At 70.5% G+C, this 16443-nt stretch carries 15 protein-coding genes and 1 riboswitch; of the genes, 9 read left to right on the forward strand and 6 right to left on the reverse strand.

Annotated features, from left to right (window positions below; genetic code table 11):
* Positions 1 to 83: 83 nt before the first annotated feature.
* Positions 84 to 797 (reverse strand): M50 family metallopeptidase, encoded by a 714-nt coding sequence (locus tag AB0F38_RS05550; RefSeq protein ID WP_361887100.1) that lies wholly within the window; start codon positions 795 to 797, stop codon positions 84 to 86.
* Positions 798 to 871: 74 nt separating this feature from the next.
* On the opposite strand from AB0F38_RS05550, the gene AB0F38_RS05555 reads away from it, so the two are divergent.
* From AB0F38_RS05555 to AB0F38_RS05595, 9 genes are all read left to right on the forward strand, one after another.
* The gene (locus AB0F38_RS05555) at positions 872 to 1687 is read left to right on the forward strand and encodes an SOS response-associated peptidase (RefSeq protein WP_361887103.1); all 816 of its coding nucleotides are present in this window, start codon (positions 872 to 874) and stop codon (positions 1685 to 1687) included.
* Positions 1688 to 1705: 18 nt separating this feature from the next.
* Positions 1706 to 2362, forward strand: coding sequence for an alpha/beta family hydrolase (locus tag AB0F38_RS05560; RefSeq protein ID WP_361887105.1), 657 nt, complete (start codon positions 1706 to 1708; stop codon positions 2360 to 2362).
* A 299-nt stretch (positions 2363 to 2661) separates the two neighbouring features.
* The gene (locus AB0F38_RS05565) at positions 2662 to 3318 is read left to right on the forward strand and encodes a sigma-70 family RNA polymerase sigma factor (protein WP_361887890.1); all 657 of its coding nucleotides are present in this window, start codon (positions 2662 to 2664) and stop codon (positions 3316 to 3318) included.
* Positions 3315 to 3635 (forward strand): mycothiol system anti-sigma-R factor, encoded by a 321-nt coding sequence (gene rsrA, locus AB0F38_RS05570; RefSeq protein WP_361887108.1) that lies wholly within the window; start codon positions 3315 to 3317, stop codon positions 3633 to 3635. The genes AB0F38_RS05565 and rsrA overlap by 4 nt, the downstream gene beginning before the upstream one ends.
* 143 nt (positions 3636 to 3778) lie before the next feature.
* On the forward strand, positions 3779 to 5173 hold the full coding sequence (locus AB0F38_RS05575) for an HD-GYP domain-containing protein (protein ID WP_361887111.1): 1395 nt from the start codon (positions 3779 to 3781) through the stop codon (positions 5171 to 5173).
* Positions 5170 to 6426 (forward strand): HD domain-containing protein, encoded by a 1257-nt coding sequence (locus AB0F38_RS05580; protein ID WP_361887114.1) that lies wholly within the window; start codon positions 5170 to 5172, stop codon positions 6424 to 6426. The genes AB0F38_RS05575 and AB0F38_RS05580 overlap by 4 nt, the downstream gene beginning before the upstream one ends.
* A 90-nt stretch (positions 6427 to 6516) precedes the next feature.
* A complete protein-coding gene (locus tag AB0F38_RS05585; RefSeq protein WP_361887117.1) occupies positions 6517 to 7509 on the forward strand; it encodes a hypothetical protein in 993 nt (330 codons plus the stop codon).
* Between the two features lie 81 nt (positions 7510 to 7590).
* Complete coding sequence (def, locus tag AB0F38_RS05590; RefSeq protein ID WP_361887120.1) at positions 7591 to 8229, forward strand: peptide deformylase; 639 nt, start codon at positions 7591 to 7593, stop codon at positions 8227 to 8229.
* 166 nt (positions 8230 to 8395) lie between these two features.
* Positions 8396 to 9133, forward strand: coding sequence for a D-Ala-D-Ala carboxypeptidase family metallohydrolase (locus tag AB0F38_RS05595; protein WP_361887123.1), 738 nt, complete (start codon positions 8396 to 8398; stop codon positions 9131 to 9133).
* Positions 9134 to 9383: 250 nt separating this feature from the next.
* On the opposite strand, the gene AB0F38_RS05600 is transcribed toward AB0F38_RS05595, so the two are convergent.
* The 5 genes from AB0F38_RS05600 to AB0F38_RS05620 all read right to left on the reverse strand — a co-directional run bounded on the left by AB0F38_RS05600 (position 9384) and on the right by AB0F38_RS05620 (position 16168).
* Positions 9384 to 10400, reverse strand: coding sequence for a ribonucleotide-diphosphate reductase subunit beta (locus AB0F38_RS05600; RefSeq protein ID WP_361887126.1), 1017 nt, complete (start codon positions 10398 to 10400; stop codon positions 9384 to 9386).
* Positions 10400 to 12796: a ribonucleoside-diphosphate reductase subunit alpha gene (locus AB0F38_RS05605; RefSeq protein WP_361887129.1), complete on the reverse strand. Its 2397-nt coding sequence runs from the start codon at positions 12794 to 12796 to the stop codon at positions 10400 to 10402. Before AB0F38_RS05605 ends, AB0F38_RS05600 begins: the two co-directional genes overlap by 1 nt.
* Before the next feature lie 135 nt (positions 12797 to 12931).
* A riboswitch (cobalamin riboswitch) is annotated at positions 12932 to 13063 on the reverse strand.
* Between the two features lie 285 nt (positions 13064 to 13348).
* On the reverse strand, positions 13349 to 14983 hold the full coding sequence (mctP, locus tag AB0F38_RS05610; RefSeq protein ID WP_361887132.1) for a monocarboxylate uptake permease MctP: 1635 nt from the start codon (positions 14981 to 14983) through the stop codon (positions 13349 to 13351).
* Positions 14980 to 15234, reverse strand: coding sequence for a DUF3311 domain-containing protein (locus AB0F38_RS05615; RefSeq protein WP_361887134.1), 255 nt, complete (start codon positions 15232 to 15234; stop codon positions 14980 to 14982). Before AB0F38_RS05615 ends, mctP begins: the two co-directional genes overlap by 4 nt.
* 169 nt (positions 15235 to 15403) lie before the next feature.
* The gene (locus AB0F38_RS05620; RefSeq protein ID WP_361887893.1) at positions 15404 to 16168 is read right to left on the reverse strand and encodes a GntR family transcriptional regulator; all 765 of its coding nucleotides are present in this window, start codon (positions 16166 to 16168) and stop codon (positions 15404 to 15406) included.
* Positions 16169 to 16443 lie beyond the last annotated feature (275 nt).

Here is a 16443-nt window from a genome sequence, read left to right on the forward strand (position 1 = left end):
TGGCTCGACGCAAACCCGGATCCTGAACGAATGGGGCTGAAACCGGCGCTTCATGCAAGGGGGACAGAGGCCGCCGTGAGCCGTCACAGTCCGAGCAGCCAGCGTCCTCCGCCGATCAGCGCGCAGAGCGACACCGAGTGGAAGAGGAACAGCCAGAGCACGGCCGGCGCCTGCGTCAGCCGGGCCAGCTGGTCGGCGTCCGAGTCGGGCGCACCGCCGAACCGCCGCTTGGACTGGAGCTCGAACGCCGGACGGACCCCGCCCAGCAGCAGGAACCACACCACGGTGTAGGCGAACGCCGACTGGACCTCCGCCGAGGTCAGCCAGGAGATCAGCAGGAAGGCCGTACCCGTGAGGATGACCGTCAGCGCCCCGTACAGATTGCGGATCATCACCAGCATCACGGCGAGCAGAGCGGTCGCCAGCCACAGGAGCAGCGTGATCCGGCCGTTGGTCAGCAGCCAGGCGCCGCCCAGGCCCAGCAGCGGTGGCGCCGTGTAGCCGGCCGCCGCCGTGAGGATCATGCCGACGCCGGTCGGCTTGCCGCGGCTGACGGTCAGGCCGCTGGTGTCCGAGTGCAGCCGGATACCGGAGAGCTGCCGGCCGGTGAGCAGGGCGACGAGCCCGTGGCCGCCCTCGTGCGCGATGGTGATCGCGTTGCGGGAGAGCCGCCATATGAAGTTCGGTACGACGGCGACCAGCGCCACGGTGGCCGTCACGACCACCAGCCACTGCTCGGGCGCCGGCTGGGTCCCGAAGACGCGATCCCACAGATCGCCCAGATCGGTGCTGTCCATGAGGCGGGCGGCTCCTTGCGGTACATGAGGGATCTGCGTCCACTCGGCGTGGGGGTCGTGGCAGTCTGGCACTTATGTGCGGACGGTATGCAGCGAGTCGGCGGCCTGAGGATCTGACCGGGCTCTTCGCGGTGGAGAAGTGGGAACCCACCGAGACCCTGGAGCCCGACTGGAACGTGGCCCCGACCAAAGAGGTCTACGCGGTGCTGGAGCGTCCTGTGAAGGACGCGGACGACCAGCGTCCGGTTCGCCAGCTGCGCGCCCTGAAATGGGGCCTCGTGCCGTCCTGGTCGAAGTCGCCCGAGGGTGGCGCCCGCATGATCAACGCCCGTGCCGAGACGGTTCACGAGAAGCCCTCCTTCCGCCGCCCCTTCGTGTCCCGGCGCTGCATCCTGCCAGCCGACGGCTACTACGAGTGGGTCACCGGGGCCGACGAGCGGCAGCTGGAGGAGAAGGGGAGGAGGAAGCGGCCCCGCAAGCAGCCGTACTTCGTGACACCCGCCGACGGTTCGGTCTTCGCGATGGCGGGGCTGTACGAGTTCTGGCGCGACCGGACCCTGTCCGACGACCATCCGCAGGCCTGGTGGGTGACCTGCTCCGTGATCACCACCGAGGCCGAGACGTCCCCGCTCGCCGTCGCCCCCGCCGAGGGCCCGGCGGCCCTCGCCGACATCCATCCCCGGATGCCCCTGATGCTGACCCCGGACCGCTGGGACGACTGGCTCGACCCGACGCGCACCGACATCGGGGAGCTGAAGACGCTGCTGGAACCGCCGCCCGGCGGGCTCATGCGCGCCTACCCGGTGTCCACCGCCGTCAGCAACGTCCGCAACAACGGCCCGGAACTGCTGGAGGAACTGGCCGCGCCCGAGGTGAGCACGCTGTTCTGACCCGGCAGGATGAGATCCGTGAGCCGTACAGGGACAGCGCGGAGGACCGAGACCGTCGAGACGGACGCCGGAGTGGCCAGGATCACCTGGCGCGCCGCGAAGGACGCCCGGCTGGTGCTCGCCGTCAGCCATGGGGCGGGCGGCGGCATCGAGGCCCGGGATCTCCAGGCGCTCGCCGCGGTGCTGCCCGGACGCCGGGTGACCGTCGCCCTGGTGGAGCAGCCGTGGCGGGTGGCGGGGAAGAGGCTCGCACCGGCCCCCCGCACCCTGGACACCGGCTGGCGCGGACTGTGGCCCGCACTGACCGTCCCGGGCCTGCCCGTGGTGGCCGGAGGACGCAGCGCCGGGGCCCGGGTGGCCTGCCGCACGGCGGCCGGTCTGGGCGCCCGCGCGGTGCTCGCGCTGAGCTTCCCGCTGCACCCGCCGGGCAGGCCGGAGAGGTCGCGCAAGGACGAACTGCTCGGTGCGGGCGTGCCCACCCTCGTGGTCCAGGGTGGCCGTGACCCGTTCGGACGACCGGAGGAATTCCCCCCGGGCGGACACGACCTCGTCGAGGTACCGCACGGGGACCATGGTTTCGCCGTCCCGAAGAAGGCCCCGCTGACCCAGGATCAGGCGATGGACCTGCTCACCGGTGCGGTGGCCGAATGGCTGGACCGGCTCCGGGAGGAGTGACCTGCCCCACCCGTCCCGGGACGCCGCGAATGCCCCGGGAATGCCGCGTGCGGGACGGCTGTTGTTCGGGACGTCGGTACAACAACGTCGTACGTGGAGAGGGAGTCCGTCGCATGGGTTCGACCATCTGCCCGCAGCGCTCGAACACCGCTGACCTGGAGTGGACGGTGCTGCACGCGGGCAGGACCACTTCCGAGCGTGGCCCGGGCGGACCGGATCGGCAGCCCGCGAAGAAGCAGGGTCGACTATTCTCCGATGCGAGCGGGTCCGGTTTCGGCTCCGCCACATCGTTGGAGGAGGTGGGTCCGGTCACTGGGACCGACACAGGGACCGACGACGGCCGTGCCGAGGAGACGACTGCCGAGCGCAACGCGCGCTTCGAGCGGGACGCTCTCGGGTTTCTCGACCAGATGTACTCGGCGGCGCTGCGCATGACGCGCAACCCCGCCGATGCCGAGGACCTGGTCCAGGAGACGTACGCCAAGGCGTACGGCTCCTTCCACCAGTTCCGCGAGGGCACGAACCTCAAGGCGTGGATGTACCGCATCCTCACCAACACCTTCATCAACTCGTACCGCAAGAAGCAGCGCGAGCCTCAGCGGAGTGCCGCCGAGGAGATCGAGGACTGGCAGCTGGCACGTGCCGAGTCGCACATGTCCACGGGTCTGCGCTCGGCGGAGTCCCAGGCCCTCGATCATCTGCCGGACTCCGACGTGAAGTCCGCACTGCAGTCGATCCCCGAAGAGTTCCGCATCGCCGTGTATCTCGCCGACGTGGAGGGCTTTGCCTACAAGGAGATCGCGGACATCATGGGGACACCCATCGGTACGGTGATGTCCCGCCTGCACCGGGGACGCCGCCAACTGCGCGGCATGCTCGAGGACTACGCGCGCGAGCGCGGGCTCGTCCCGGCCGGAGCCGGTGAGTCGGACGACAGGAAAGGCTCGGCCTCATGAGCTGCGGAGAGCCGCACGAGACGGATTGCTCAGAGGTTCTCGATCATCTCTACGAGTTTCTCGACCATGAGATGCCCGAGGGCGAGTGCACCAAGTTCGAGGTGCATTTCGAGGAGTGCTCCCCGTGCCTGGAGAAGTACGGCCTGGAGCAGGCCGTGAAGAAGCTGGTGAAGCGCTGCTGCGGGCAGGACGACGTCCCGACCGATCTGCGGTCCAAGGTGATGGGACGGATCGATCTGATCCGTTCGGGGCAGGCCGTTCCCGAGCAGGACGTCGCCCTGGGCGGCGTCGACCGGCCGGCCGCCGCCGCCGAGTGACGGCTGCTGTCCGCCTTGCCGCCGGGCGCCGTGACCCCGGTCATGTCACCCGAATGTGCTAATCCGGCCCATCGGGGCCCCTGTTCACCTCCCAGTCGCTAGCCTGGCGCCCTCATTGACCAGGCTGGGGGCGGGCGGTACGGGTGAGGACCACACCGGGGGCGGCGCGCGCGTACATCCTGTGCGCGGCGGTCTGCGCCGTTGTCTGCGCCCTGCCCGCACTCTCCCCCGGGGCCGCGACGCCCTGGGGCACGCTCGGGCTCCTCGCCGCGCTGTATCTGGCCTGTGAGCTTCCGGGCCGCTGCCCCTTCTTCGGCAGTTCCGTGCCGGTCGGTGCCGGATCGTTCTTCCCCCTGCTGCTGGCCGCGGCCTTCCTGCTGCCGCCGGCCGCCGCCGTCCTGGTGCCGGTCCCCGGCTCGCTGGCCGGCCGGGTCGAGCAGCCGCCCGCGACGGCCCGCCGCGTCTGGCGGGCGGCGCAGCTCGCCCTGACCGTGGGCGCCGCCTCGTGGACCTACGCGTCCCTGGGCGGTCCGGCGACCCTCGGCGGTGCCGGGGGCGGAGCCGTTCCCGACCTCCCGTACGCCCTGCTCCTCGCCTGCGCCGCAGCGCTCGTCTTCAGCCTCGTCCTGGCGGCCCTGGACGGCGGCATCCTCGTCACCGCCGAGCGCGTCGCCGTCCGGCACGCCTGGCGGGGCCTGCTGGCGCGCTCGGTGGGGCCGCACCTGGTGCACGCGCTCGCCGGGCTGATGATGGCGATCCTCTGGCGCAGCTCGTACGGGCCGGTGTCCGCGCTGGTCGTGGTGCTCCCGATGTACATCTCCTGCTGGGTGTTCGCCCAGTACCACCGCCAGGACGCCGCACACCGCGCCACCATCAGGGCGCTGGTCCAGGCAGTCGACATCAAGGACGGATACACCCGGGGGCACAGCGAGCGGGTGGGCCGCGCCTCCGAACTGATCGCCCGTGAGCTCGGCATGGAGGCGGAGCGGATGGAAGCGCTCCGGTTCGCCGGCATCCTGCACGACATCGGCAAGCTCGGAGTCCCCACACGGGTCCTGCGCAAGGACGGGCCGCTCACCCCCGAGGAACGCCGGGTCATCGAGCTGCATCCGGAGTACGGGCACGAGATCGTCCGGGGCATCGCCTTCCTCGACGAGGCGCGCGCCGCGATCCTGCACCACCACGAGCGGCTCGACGGCAGCGGATACCCCTACGGCCTCGCCGGCGACCGGATCCCCGAATTCGCCCGGGTCGTCGCCGTCGCGGACGCCTTCGACGCGATGACCTCGACCCGCTCCTACCGGCGGGGGCGACCCGTTCCGGCGGCGGTGGAGGAGCTGGAACGCTGCGCGGGCAGCCAGTTCGATCCGCGGATGGTACGGGCGCTCGCCCGGGCACTGGACCGGCACGGCTGGTCCGCGGAGGCCAACACGGTCACCTCGGACGAGCAGCCGGCCGGGCTGCCCCGCGCGCGGGCCGGGGACCAGCCTTCCGCGGCCTCCGGAACCACGGACCGGCCGGGGCAGCGGCCCCGGTGACCCCCCTGCGCCGCTCGGCACCGTCCCCCGCCGCGCTCGCGGTGCGCGGTGCCGCCCTGCTCCTCGCCCTCGTCGCGCTCGGGCACACCCTGTGGAACGGTGTCGTCGAACCCGGGCACGCCCTGGCCTTCGGGGTCCTCGTCACCGTCGGCGAACTGGCCCGCTGGGGTTCCCTGCCCGGCGAGCGCGAGCCCGCGCCCCTCGGGGCGGCCGGCGCCCTGGCGTACGCGCTGCTCGGGTGCAGCGCGGGGGAGCCCACCACGCACGGGGCCCTCCAGGTGGTCACCGTCGTCGTGGCGGCGCAGCTGCTCGCCTCCGTGCCCCACACGGCGCGCGGCAGCGGCCCGGGGGCCGACCGGGCGGCCCGCCGCGTCCTGGCCGTGGGCTTCGCCGCCGTGTGCTTCCAGCCGCTCTTCAACTCGGGACGGCCGGGGCGCTGGTTCGGTGAAGGGCTGTACTTCGCCCTCTTCCTGATCCTGCTGCTGGCCCTCACCGCCCTGTGCGACGCGGTCCTCGCCGCACTCACGGCGGGGACCCCGCGTCCGTTCGGCCCGCTGCTCCGCGACGAGCTCCGGGCGCTCAGCGGTATCGGCCCGGCCGTCTGCGCGACCGGCGCCGTGATGGCGCTCGGGGTCGCCGTCGCCGGGCTGTGGGCGCTGCCCCTGCTGTGCGTACCGCTGCTGCTCACCCAGGTGTCCTTCCGCCGCCACGCCGCCGTCCGCACGACCTACCGGCAGACCATCGCCTCGCTGGCCCGTTCCACGGAGATCGCCGGATACACCCCGCACGGGCACGCCCGCAGGGTGGCCGAGCTCTCCGCCGCCGTGGGGAGAGAGCTGGGGCTGGCCGGTCCCGAGCTGTCCGTCCTGGAGTACGCGGCGCTGATGCACGACATCGGCCAGCTCTCGCTCGTGGACCCGGTGCCCGACGGTGCGACCGCCCGCCTCCCGGCCGCCGAGCAGCGCCGGATCGCGCTGCTCGGCGGCGCGGTGGTGCGGCAGACCGGGGTGGACACCGCGGTGGCCGTGGTGGTGGAACAGCAGGCCGATCCGTACCGGGACCAGCCGGCCGCCGCCAGGATCGTCCGTGCGGTCAATGCGTACGACGACCTGTGCGGGGAAGGAGCCGAGGGGCCTCTGGGGGCGCTGGAGCAGCTCAGGCTCGGCACCGGCCGGGACTACCAGCCGCAGGTCGTGGAAGCGCTGGCCAGAGTCCTGGCGCGTGGCGGCCCGACCCCGGTCCGGCCGGGATAACCCATGGGTAATGAGCGGGCGTCCGGCCGGGCATGGTTGGATGCGAAGAGAGCGGAAAACGAGGGTGCCCAGTCGGGACAGGCGGGAATCGTGAGGATCTTCGGGAAGGTACGGCATCGGCCGTCCGCCTCTTGGCGGCAGGCCACGGACCGCGCGTTCACGCTGATCGGCGACGGCCGGTACGAGGACGCGGGGGCGCTGCTGACGCGCGCGGCGGACCTGGAGCCCTGGCTCTCCGAGTCCTGGTTCAATCTGGCGCTGCTGCACAAGTTCCGGCACGACTGGGAGCAGGCGAGGGCCGCGGGTCTGCGGGCCGTCGCCCTGCTCGACCGGGAGTCCGGGGCGCCGGACTGGTGGAACGTCGGGATCGCGGCCACCGCGCTGCAGGACTGGCCGCTGGCGCGCCGGGCCTGGCAGGCGTACGGGCTGAAGGTGCCCGGCAGCGGCCAGTACGACGCCGCGTCCAACAGCGAGCCGACGGGCATGGAGCTCGGCAGCGCCGCCGTGCGGCTCTCGCCCGAGGGCGAGGCCGAGGTCGTCTGGGGCCGCAGGCTGGATCCGGCACGGATGGAAGTGCTGTCGATCCCGCTGCCGTCGTCCGGGCGGCGCTGGGGCGAGGTCGTCCTGCACGACGGGGTGCCGCACGGCGAGCGGATCACCGCGGCCGGGCCCTCCTATCCTGTCTTCGACGAGATCGAGCTGTGGGCGCCGTCCCCCGTGCCCACCTGGGTGGTTCTCCTGGAAGCCGCCACCGAGGAAGACCGGGACGCGCTGGAGCAGCTCGCGTCCGACGCCGGATTCGCCGCCGAGGACTGGTCCTCCTCCGTGCGGCTGCTCTGCCGGGCCTGTTCGGAGAGCCGGATGGAGAGCGACGAGGGCGATGGGGAGCATCTGGACCCGCACGACCACAGCGAGCCGGGACATCCGGGGCCGCTGGGCCACCGCACCGCCGGTGACCTTTGGGTTCCGGAGCGTGAGTGCGGCATAGCGGCGCCGCCCGGGCTGGTGCGAGGACTGCTGGACGGCTGGGTCGCGGACAGCCCGGACAGCCGTGAGTGGCGGGATCTGGAAGAAGTCTGCTGACCGGTGCCCGTAGGCTGTACGGGCACCGATTCCGGTGCGGTTCTCACGGGTTTCAGGTTTGCAGGAAGGCGTACGGCGGACATGTCGCAGCAGGAGACGGACGAGCAGGTCGGCGTGGACGACGAGGGATTCCTCGTGGACACCGAGGACTGTGAGGCGCGCGAGGCGGCGTACCGCGAGCGCGGCACCTCCCGCCCGATCACGGTCGTGGGCAATCCGGTCCTGCACAAGGAGTGCAAGGACGTCACGGAGTTCGGCCCCGAACTCGCGCAGCTGATCGATGACATGTTCGCCAGCCAGCGGACGGCGGAGGGCGTCGGCCTGGCCGCCAACCAGATCGGTGTGGACCTCAAGGTCTTCGTCTACGACTGCATGGACGACGACGGGGTGCGGCACGTCGGCGCGATCTGCAACCCGGTGCTGGAGGAGCTCGCGCCCGAGCAGCGTCACCTCGACGACTCCAACGAGGGCTGCCTCTCCGTCCCCACGGCCTACGCCGCACTCGCCCGCCCCGACTACGCGGTGGTGCGCGGCCAGGATGCCCAGGGCAACGCGGTGAAGGTGCGGGGCAACGGATACTTCGCGCGCTGCCTCCAGCACGAGACCGACCACCTGTACGGCTACCTGTACATCGACCGGCTCTCGAAGCGGGACCGCAAGGACGCGCTGAAGCAGATGGCGGAGGGCACGCCGCGCTACGAGGTCGTCGCGAACGCCTGATCCCACCCTGGAAGGGGCCCTGCTGCCGGTCGGCCGGAGCAGAGCCCCTCCCGGTTGCAGGAAGCTGCTACGGGGGTTGCCAACAAGCGTTTCCCGGAGGGTAGTTGACGCGCGTCGACTCGTCCGACAGGCTCACTCCGACACCTCGAAGTAATTGGGAGACCCCATGCTCAGACGTTCCGTACACATGCTGCTCGGCCTTGTCATGACCATGGCTTTCGCCTTGGGTGGAGCCCTGGTCACCGCGGGTACCGCGCAGGCAGACGGCTGCTACACGTGGACCCGTACCCTCGCGCCCGGCGCCACCGGCAACGACGTCACCCAGCTCCAGATCCGGGTCGCCGGTTACCCGGGGTACAACTCCGTGCTCGCCATCGACGGCTCGTACGGACCCGCCACCACGGCCGCGGTCAAGCGCTTCCAGGCCGCCTACGGCCTCGCCGCGGACGGCGTGGCGGGCCCGGCCACGCAGTCCAAGCTCTACGCGCTCCAGGACGACGACTGCACGCCGATCCACTTCACGTACCCCGAGCTGAACCAGTGCAACAGCACCTGGGCCGGTGGTGCGGTCGCCGCGGGAACCGCCAAGGCCAACGCCCTGAGCTCCATGTGGAAGCTGGAAGCCCTCCGGCACGCGCTCGGCGACCAGTCCATCCGTGTCACCAGCGGCTTCCGGTCCTACTCCTGCAACTCCGCGGTCGGTGGGGCGTCGAACAGCCGTCATCTGTACGGTGACGCGGTCGACCTCGGTTCCGGCCCGCACTCGCTGTGCACCATCGCCAAGCAGGCCCGGTACCACGGGTTCAACGGGATCCTCGGCCCGGGCTACGCCGGGCACGGCGACCACATCCACGTGAACCAGGGACCGAACCACTTCTGGTCGGCCTCGCAGTGCGGCATCTGACGACCGCACGGCCGCGGTAGTCCGGCCCCGGCGGGGTGATCACATGATCACCCCGGCGGGGCTTTCCCCGTGCCGCAGCGGGGGACGGGGAGGGGGCGCTTCATGTACGGCGCCTGGCCGACCGTGCGCCGGATCGACCCGCCGGCTGCGGAAGCGGAACGGGACCGGCCCCCGGTGCCCCCACAGACGGCAGGCGCCGCGCAGCCGTCGTGGCCACGCGGCGCCCGTCCGCCGGAAGCCGGACGAGGGGCTAGAAGTCGTCGTCGAAGCCGACCGAGCCCTCCACCGCCACCTGGTAGGCGGACGGCCGGCGCTCGAAGAAGTTCGTCAGCTCCTGTACACCCTGCAGCTCCATGAACGAGAAGGGGTTCTCGGAGCCGTAGAGCGGCGGGAAGCCGAGCCGGGTGAGCCGCTGGTCGGCGACGCACTCCAGGTACTGGCGCATCGACTCGGTGTTCATCCCGGGCAGGCCCTCGCCGCACAGGTCGCGCCCGAACTGCAGCTCCGCCTCGACCGCTTCCTTCAGCATGTCGGCGACCTGCTGCTGGAGGGCGTCGTCGAAGAGCTCGGGCTCCTCCTTGCGGACGGTGTCCACGACCTCGAACGCGAAGTTCATGTGCATCGTCTCGTCACGGAACACCCAGTTGGTGCCCGTGGCCAGACCGTGCAGCAGACCCCGCGAGCGGAACCAGTAGACGTACGCGAAGGCGCCGTAGAAGAACAGCCCCTCGATGCACGCGGCGAAGCAGATCAGGTTCAGCAGGAAACGGCGCCGGTCGGCCTGCGTCTCCAGCCGGTCGATCTTCTCGACGGAGTCCATCCACCGGAAGCAGAACTGCGCCTTCTCGCGGATCGAGGGAATCTCCTCGACCGCGTCGAAGGCCGCCGCGCGGTCCGCCGGATCGGGGAGATACGTGTCGAGCAGCGTCAGGTAGAACTGGACGTGCACGGCCTCCTCGAACAGCTGACGCGACAGATACAGGCGCGCCTCGGGGGAGTTGATGTGCTTGTAGAGCGTCAGCACCAGGTTGTTGGAGACGATCGAGTCGCCCGTGGCGAAGAACGCCACGAGCCGGCCGATCATGTGCTGCTCTCCGGGGGAGAGCTTGGCGAGGTCGGCGACGTCGGAGTGGAGGTCGACCTCCTCCACCGTCCAGGTGTTCTTGATCGCGTCCCGGTAGCGCTCGTAGAAGTCCGGGTAGCGCATGGGGCGCAGGGTCAGTTCGAAGCCCGGGTCGAGCAGGTTCTTGTTCTCGGGGGAGCTCATTACTGGCAGGCCTCGCAGGACTCGGGGTTTTCGAGCGAGCAGGCGACGGCGTCCGCGTCGGGCGCCGCTGCCTGCTGTACGGGAAGGGGGGCTGCGGCCGTGGCCGTCCCGGACGCCGCACGGGCGATCCGGGTCGCCGGACGCGAGCGCAGGTAGTACGTCGTCTTCAGTCCCTGCTTCCAGGCGTACGCGTACATCGAGGAGAGCTTCCCGATCGTCGGCGTCTCCAGGAACAGGTTCAGGGACTGGCTCTGGTCGAGGAACGGCGTACGGGCCGCCGCCATGTCGATCAGACCGCGCTGGGGGATCTCCCACGCCGTGCGGTACAGCGCCCGCACGTCCTCGGGGATCCAGGCGAAGCCCTGCACGGAGCCGCTCGCCTCACGCAGCGCCTCACGGGTCCGCGCGTCCCACACGCCGAGCCTCTTCAGCTCGTCCACCAGGTAGGCGTTGACCTGGAGGAACTCACCGCTGAGCGTCTCGCGCTTGAAGAGGTTGGAGACCTGCGGCTCGATGCATTCGTACACCCCGGCGATCGACGCGATCGTCGCCGTCGGCGCGATGGCGAGCAGCAGGGAGTTGCGCATCCCGGTCTTCGCGACCCGGGCGCGCAGCGCGTCCCAGCGCTCCGGCCAGCTGACCTCGGTGTCGTAGTGGTCGGGGTGCAGCACACCGCGGGCGGCGCGCGTCTCGGACCAGGCGGGCAGCGGGCCCGAGCGCTCGGCGAGGTCGCAGGAGGCCTCGTACGCGGCGAGCATGATCCGCTCGGAGATCTTCGTGGACAGTGCGCGGGCCTCCGGCGAGTCGAAGGGCAGCCGCAGCTGGAAGAAGACGTCCTGCAGGCCCATCGCGCCCAGGCCCACCGGACGCCAGCGGGCGTTGGAGCGGCCGGCCTGCTCGGTCGGGTAGAAGTTGATGTCCACCACGCGGTCGAGGAAGGTCACGGCGGTACGGACGGTGGCGTCCAGCCGCTCCCAGTCCATTTCCCCGCCGGTGACGAACGCGCCGAGGTTGACGGAACCCAGGTTGCAGACGGCCGTCTCGCCGTCGTCGGTGACCTCGAGGATCTCGGTGCAGAGATTCGACGAGTGCACGACCCGGCCCGGCTCCGCGGTCTGGTTCGCCGTGCGGTTGGAGGCGTCCTTGAACGTCATCCAGCCCTGCCCGGTCTGTGCGAGCGTCCGCATCATGCGGCCGTACAGGTCACGCGCGGGCATCGTTTTGCGGGCCAGGCCCGCGGCCTCCGCCTCGCGGTAGGCGGCGTCGAAGGCGTCACCCCACAGGTCGACCAGCCCGGGCACGTCGGCGGGCGAGAACAGCGACCACTCGGTGTCGGCGTCGACGCGGCGCATGAACTCGTCCGGGATCCAGTGCGCCAGGTTGAGGTTGTGCGTACGCCGCTGGTCCTCACCGGTGTTGTCGCGCAGCTCCAGGAACTCCTCGATGTCCGCGTGCCAGGTCTCCAGGTAGACGGCGGCGGCGCCCTTGCGCCGGCCGCCCTGGTTGACCGCGGCGACCGAGGCGTCGAGCGTCTTCAGGAACGGCACGATGCCGTTGGAGTGCCCGTTGGTGCCACGGATCAGCGAACCGCGCGCGCGGATGCGGGAGTACGAGAGGCCGATGCCGCCCGCGTGCTTGGAGAGGCGTGCCACCTGGTGGTAGCGGTCGTAGATCGAGTCGAGCTCGTCCAGCGGCGAGTCCAGCAGGTAGCAGGAGGACATCTGCGGGTGCCGGGTACCGGAGTTGAAGAGGGTGGGGGAGGAAGGGAGGTAGTCGAGCCGGCTCATCAGGCCGTACAACGCGGCCACTTCGTCCAGCGCGTGCCCGGAGGTGTCCTCGGCGAGCCCGGCGGCGACCCGCAGCATGAAGTGCTGCGGGGTCTCGATGACCTGGCGGGTGAGCGGGTGGCGCAGCAGATAGCGGCTGTACAGCGTCCGCAGGCCGAAGTAGCCGAAGCGGTCGTCGGCACGGTCGGCGAGCGCCTGCTCGACCAGCGCGTCGAGCGCCGCCGCGTGCAGCGTGACGAACTCGGCCGTGCGGTCGGCGATCAGGCCCTCGCGGTGACCGGTGGCGACCGAGGCGGAGAAGGAGACCGCGCCCTGGCCGGCCGCCTCGTCCCCGATCGAGCAGGTGAGGAGCCGGGCGGCGAGCCGGGAGTAGGCGGGGTCCTCGGAGATGAGTCCCGCGGCGGCCTCGGTGGCCAGCGTGCGCAGCTCCGCCTCGTCCGACCGGGCGCTGCGGCCGCGCAGCGCGGCGGCGGCGACCCGTCCGGGGTCGGTGTCGGGCAGATCGGCGGTGAGGTCGGTCAGGGTCCGCAGCAGTGCGGTCCCGGGCCCGTCGGGCGTGGACTCGGCTGAATCTACCGCTGAAACCGGATCGGCTGGCGCGATGGTCACGGGGGCTATCCCTCGCTCGGCTCGGGGCCGGCGGGAGCGGGGAAGCCGGGCAGGGCGGTGCCCGGGTGGGGGCAGCACGGCGCACGGCGTCCACCGGCCCTCCGCGAGGCCCGGACGTATGGCCTCCGGCTCGGTCGAGCCGGACGCGCTGTCGGCAGGTCTTCGGACTTCCGGGTGCGCAAAAGCGCACCGGTCATACCGTTGCGGGACAGTTCCGGATTCACACCGGATTCCCCTGCGGCGACAGCGAGCATGAGCATACATGTGGGGGCCGCCCTGCGAGACGGCCCCCACATGTTGTGTCGAACTGCGTCTGAGGTCCGGGCGAAACCGTCAGGAACGGGAAGGCGGTCGTGGCTTTTGGTCCCGCTCCGTGGCCCTGCGAGGCCTGGCGCCCCGGTGGATCCGGTACGGCGTGCCCGCCCCTGCCGTGCCCCTCGTGCTCCTCCACGACCGGGGGCGACCCCCCGTCACGGCCGCCCGGAACGCGACGGGCCGCCGCGCCCCGTGCGGGATGCGGCGGCCCGGACCGGAACCGTGTGCCGGGCGGGGTCAGTGGCCGCCCGGGGCGCCCACCGTGGCCGGCGGGAGCTTCTCCTGGACGCCGGGGTCGCCCACGTCCGCGGTGTAGTCGGACGGGGAGGTCTCGTCGACGCCCGCCGGGGCCTTCAGCGCGTTGAGGACGAAGGTGAGAACGACCACCACCACGACGTTCAGGACGAACGCGGTGAGACCGATGTAGCCGATCTCCCCGATGCCGGGGATCTCCTTCGAGGATCCGCCGAAGTGCTTCTGGGTGGGGCTCGCGACGCCGTACGCGGCCACCGTGCCGTACAGCATGCCGACCGCCCAGCCCGCGATCAGGGCCCAGCGGTGGAACCACCGGGTGAACAGGCCCCCGACCAGGGCCGGCATCGTCTGCAGGATCCAGATCCCGCCGAGCAGCTGGAAGTTGATCGCGACCGTCTTGTCCATGGTCAGGACGAAGGCGAGCGCTCCGACCTTGACCAGGAGGGAGACCATCTTGGAGACCTTGGTCTCCTGCGCGGGGGTGGCGCCGGGCCTGATGAAGTCCTTGTAGATGTTTCGGGTGAAGAGGTTCGCCGCCGCGATCGACATGATCGCGGCGGGCACCAGGGCGCCGATTCCGATGGCGGCGAAGGCCACACCGGCGAACCAGTCGGGGAACATGTTCTCGAACAGCTGCGGAATGGCCAACTGGCCGTTGTCCACCTTCACCCCGGCGGCGATCGCCATGAACCCGAGGAGGGCCAGCAGGCCCAGCATCAGTGAGTACAGCGGCAGGATCGTGGTGTTGCGCCGGATCACCTCACGGCTGCGGCTGGAGAGCGTCGCCGTGATCGAGTGCGGGTACATGAAGAGCGCCAGCGCCGAGCCCAGTGCCAGCGTGGCGTATCCCCAATGGCCCATGTCGCCGGGTACGAGCGCTCCGCGGGGTTTGCCCGTCGCCTCGTTCGTCTGCGCGAACGCCTCGCCCGCCTTGGCGAAGATGTCGTCGAATCCGCCGAGCTTGATCGGGATGTAGATGATCGCCACCGCGATGACCAGATAGATCAGACCGTCCTTGACGAACGCGATCAGCGCGGGTGCGCGCAGCCCCGACGAATACGTGTACGCGGCGAGTACGGCGAACGCGATCAGCAGCGGCAGGTCCTTGACGAACCAGTGCGTGGTCTCGCCGCCGCCGACGCCCATGACGTCCAGCACGGCCTGGATGCCGACGAGCTGGAGCGCGATGTACGGCATCGTGGCGAGGATGCCGGTGAGGGCCACCGCCAGCGAGAGCCCCTTCGAGCCGAAGCGGCCGCGGACGAAGTCCGAGGTGGTGACGTACCCGTGCTTGTGCGAGACGGACCAGAGCCGCGGCAGGAAGGTGAAGATCAGCGGGTAGACGAGAATCGTGTACGGGACGGCGAAGAAGCCGGCCGCGCCCGCCGCGTAGATCGCCGCGGGGACCGCGACGAAGGTGTACGCCGTGTACAGGTCGCCGCCGAGCAGGAACCAGGTGACCCAGGTGCCGAACGACCGTCCGCCCAGGCCCCATTCATCCAGGCTGGCCTCGTTCTCGGCCTTGCGCCAGCGCGCGGCCATGAACCCGATGACCGTGACGGCCAGGAAGAAGAAGATGAACACGGCGAGTGCGACGCCGTTCACGCCGTCCTTCATGCTGACGCACCCCCCTTGCGGGCGCGCTGGTCACGCTGCCACAGCTTGTAAGCGATCATGGTGAGTGCGGTCGAGACGATCACCCAGAGCATTTGGTACCAGTAGAAGAACGGGATGCCGACGAAAGTCGGTTCCACCTTTGCGTACGAGCTCACCCAGAGCATCGCGACGAACGGCGCGATCAGGCAGAGTGCGATGACCACCCTCGCCGGTGTCACTGTCGGTGGTTTCACTTCGGTATCTTCTGACATGTGGCGACTCCGTCCCCTCGCTGATCACCTGGTGTAATGCGCAGGAAATCTAGGCGAGAGTTCCGGCCACCGTCACCCCCCGTCCGCATTGCGGTCCTGCAACGGTCCTGTGTTCGCCCGAAATGACTGATCCCCCTGCAATTGCAAGGGGATGGGTCATACGTGAGGGTCAGTCGGCCGGCCGTTTCAGGCGGGCCACGAACTTGTACCGGTCGCCCCGGTACACCGAGCGCACCCATTCCACCGGCTCTCCGTGGCCGTCGATCGAGTGCCGGGACAGCATGAGCATCGGCAGGCCCACGTCCGTACCGAGCAGTCCTGCCTCGCGCGGGGTGGCCAGCGAGGTCTCGATGGTCTCCTCGGCCTCCGCGAGGCGGACGTCGTAGACCTCGGCGAGCGCGGTGTAGAGCGAGGTGTACTTCACGAGCGAACGGCGCAGCGCGGGAAAGCGCTTGGCCGACAGGTGCGTGGTCTCGATGGCCATGGGCTCACCGCTGGCGAGCCTGAGCCGCTCGATCCGCAGCACCCGCCCGCCGGCCGTGATGTCCAGCAGCCCGGCGAGCGTGTCGTCCGCCGTGACGTAACCGATGTCCAGCAGCTGAGATGCCGGCTCCAGCCCTTGGGCGCGCATGTCCTCGGTGTACGAGGTGAGCTGCAGGGCCTGCGAGACCTTCGGCTTGGCGACGAAGGTGCCCTTGCCCTGGATGCGCTCCAGCCGGCCCTCGACGACCAGCTCCTGGAGTGCCTGGCGCACGGTGGTGCGCGAGGTGTCGAACTCGGCGGCCAGGGTCCGCTCGGGCGGCACCGGGGTGCCGGGCGGCAAGGTGTCGGTCATGTCGAGGAGATGGCGCTTGAGCCGGTAGTACTTGGGGACGCGCGCCGTACGCGCACCCGCACCGGTCTCGCCCGTACTGCTGGCCCCGTCGGTACCCATGGCCCGCCTTCCCGACTGCTGTGCTGCTGCCGTCACCGGTTCCTCCGTCTGTCGCGGCTCACATGGTGGCACGGTCCGGTCACGGGTCGTCGTCCTCCCTCAGGTGTCGGTCCTGTAACGGACGCGAGTGCACTTCTTATACACCCTTGACACCCCTAAAGGTCTAGGCCAAGCTCCCGGTACTGGTCTAAACCATTAAAGACCAGGTCCCAGCCCCACAGGCAGTACTGGTCGTACGTTTCCGCGGTGGGCGGGGGGTTGCTGGTATCCCTGAG

This window comes from Streptomyces sp. NPDC025273 (assembly GCF_040638585.1).
GTDB classification, from domain to species: domain Bacteria; phylum Actinomycetota; class Actinomycetes; order Streptomycetales; family Streptomycetaceae; genus Streptomyces; species Streptomyces cinereorectus.

Excerpts from the sequence above, each read along its gene's own strand:
- AB0F38_RS05600 (WP_361887126.1), bottom strand. The coding sequence starts at position 10,400 with ATGAGCTCCCCCGAGAACAAGAACCTGCTCGACCCGGGCTTCGAACTG.
- def (WP_361887120.1), top strand. The coding sequence starts at position 7,591 with ATGTCGCAGCAGGAGACGGACGAGCAGGTCGGCGTGGACGACGAGGGA.
- AB0F38_RS05615 (WP_361887134.1), bottom strand. The coding sequence starts at position 15,234 with ATGTCAGAAGATACCGAAGTGAAACCACCGACAGTGACACCGGCGAGG.
- AB0F38_RS05595 (WP_361887123.1), top strand. The coding sequence starts at position 8,396 with ATGCTCAGACGTTCCGTACACATGCTGCTCGGCCTTGTCATGACCATG.
- mctP (WP_361887132.1), bottom strand. The coding sequence starts at position 14,983 with ATGAAGGACGGCGTGAACGGCGTCGCACTCGCCGTGTTCATCTTCTTC.
- AB0F38_RS05620 (WP_361887893.1), bottom strand. The coding sequence starts at position 16,168 with ATGGGTACCGACGGGGCCAGCAGTACGGGCGAGACCGGTGCGGGTGCG.
- AB0F38_RS05555 (WP_361887103.1), top strand. The coding sequence starts at position 872 with ATGTGCGGACGGTATGCAGCGAGTCGGCGGCCTGAGGATCTGACCGGG.
- rsrA (WP_361887108.1), top strand. The coding sequence starts at position 3,315 with ATGAGCTGCGGAGAGCCGCACGAGACGGATTGCTCAGAGGTTCTCGAT.
- AB0F38_RS05550 (WP_361887100.1), bottom strand. The coding sequence starts at position 797 with ATGGACAGCACCGATCTGGGCGATCTGTGGGATCGCGTCTTCGGGACC.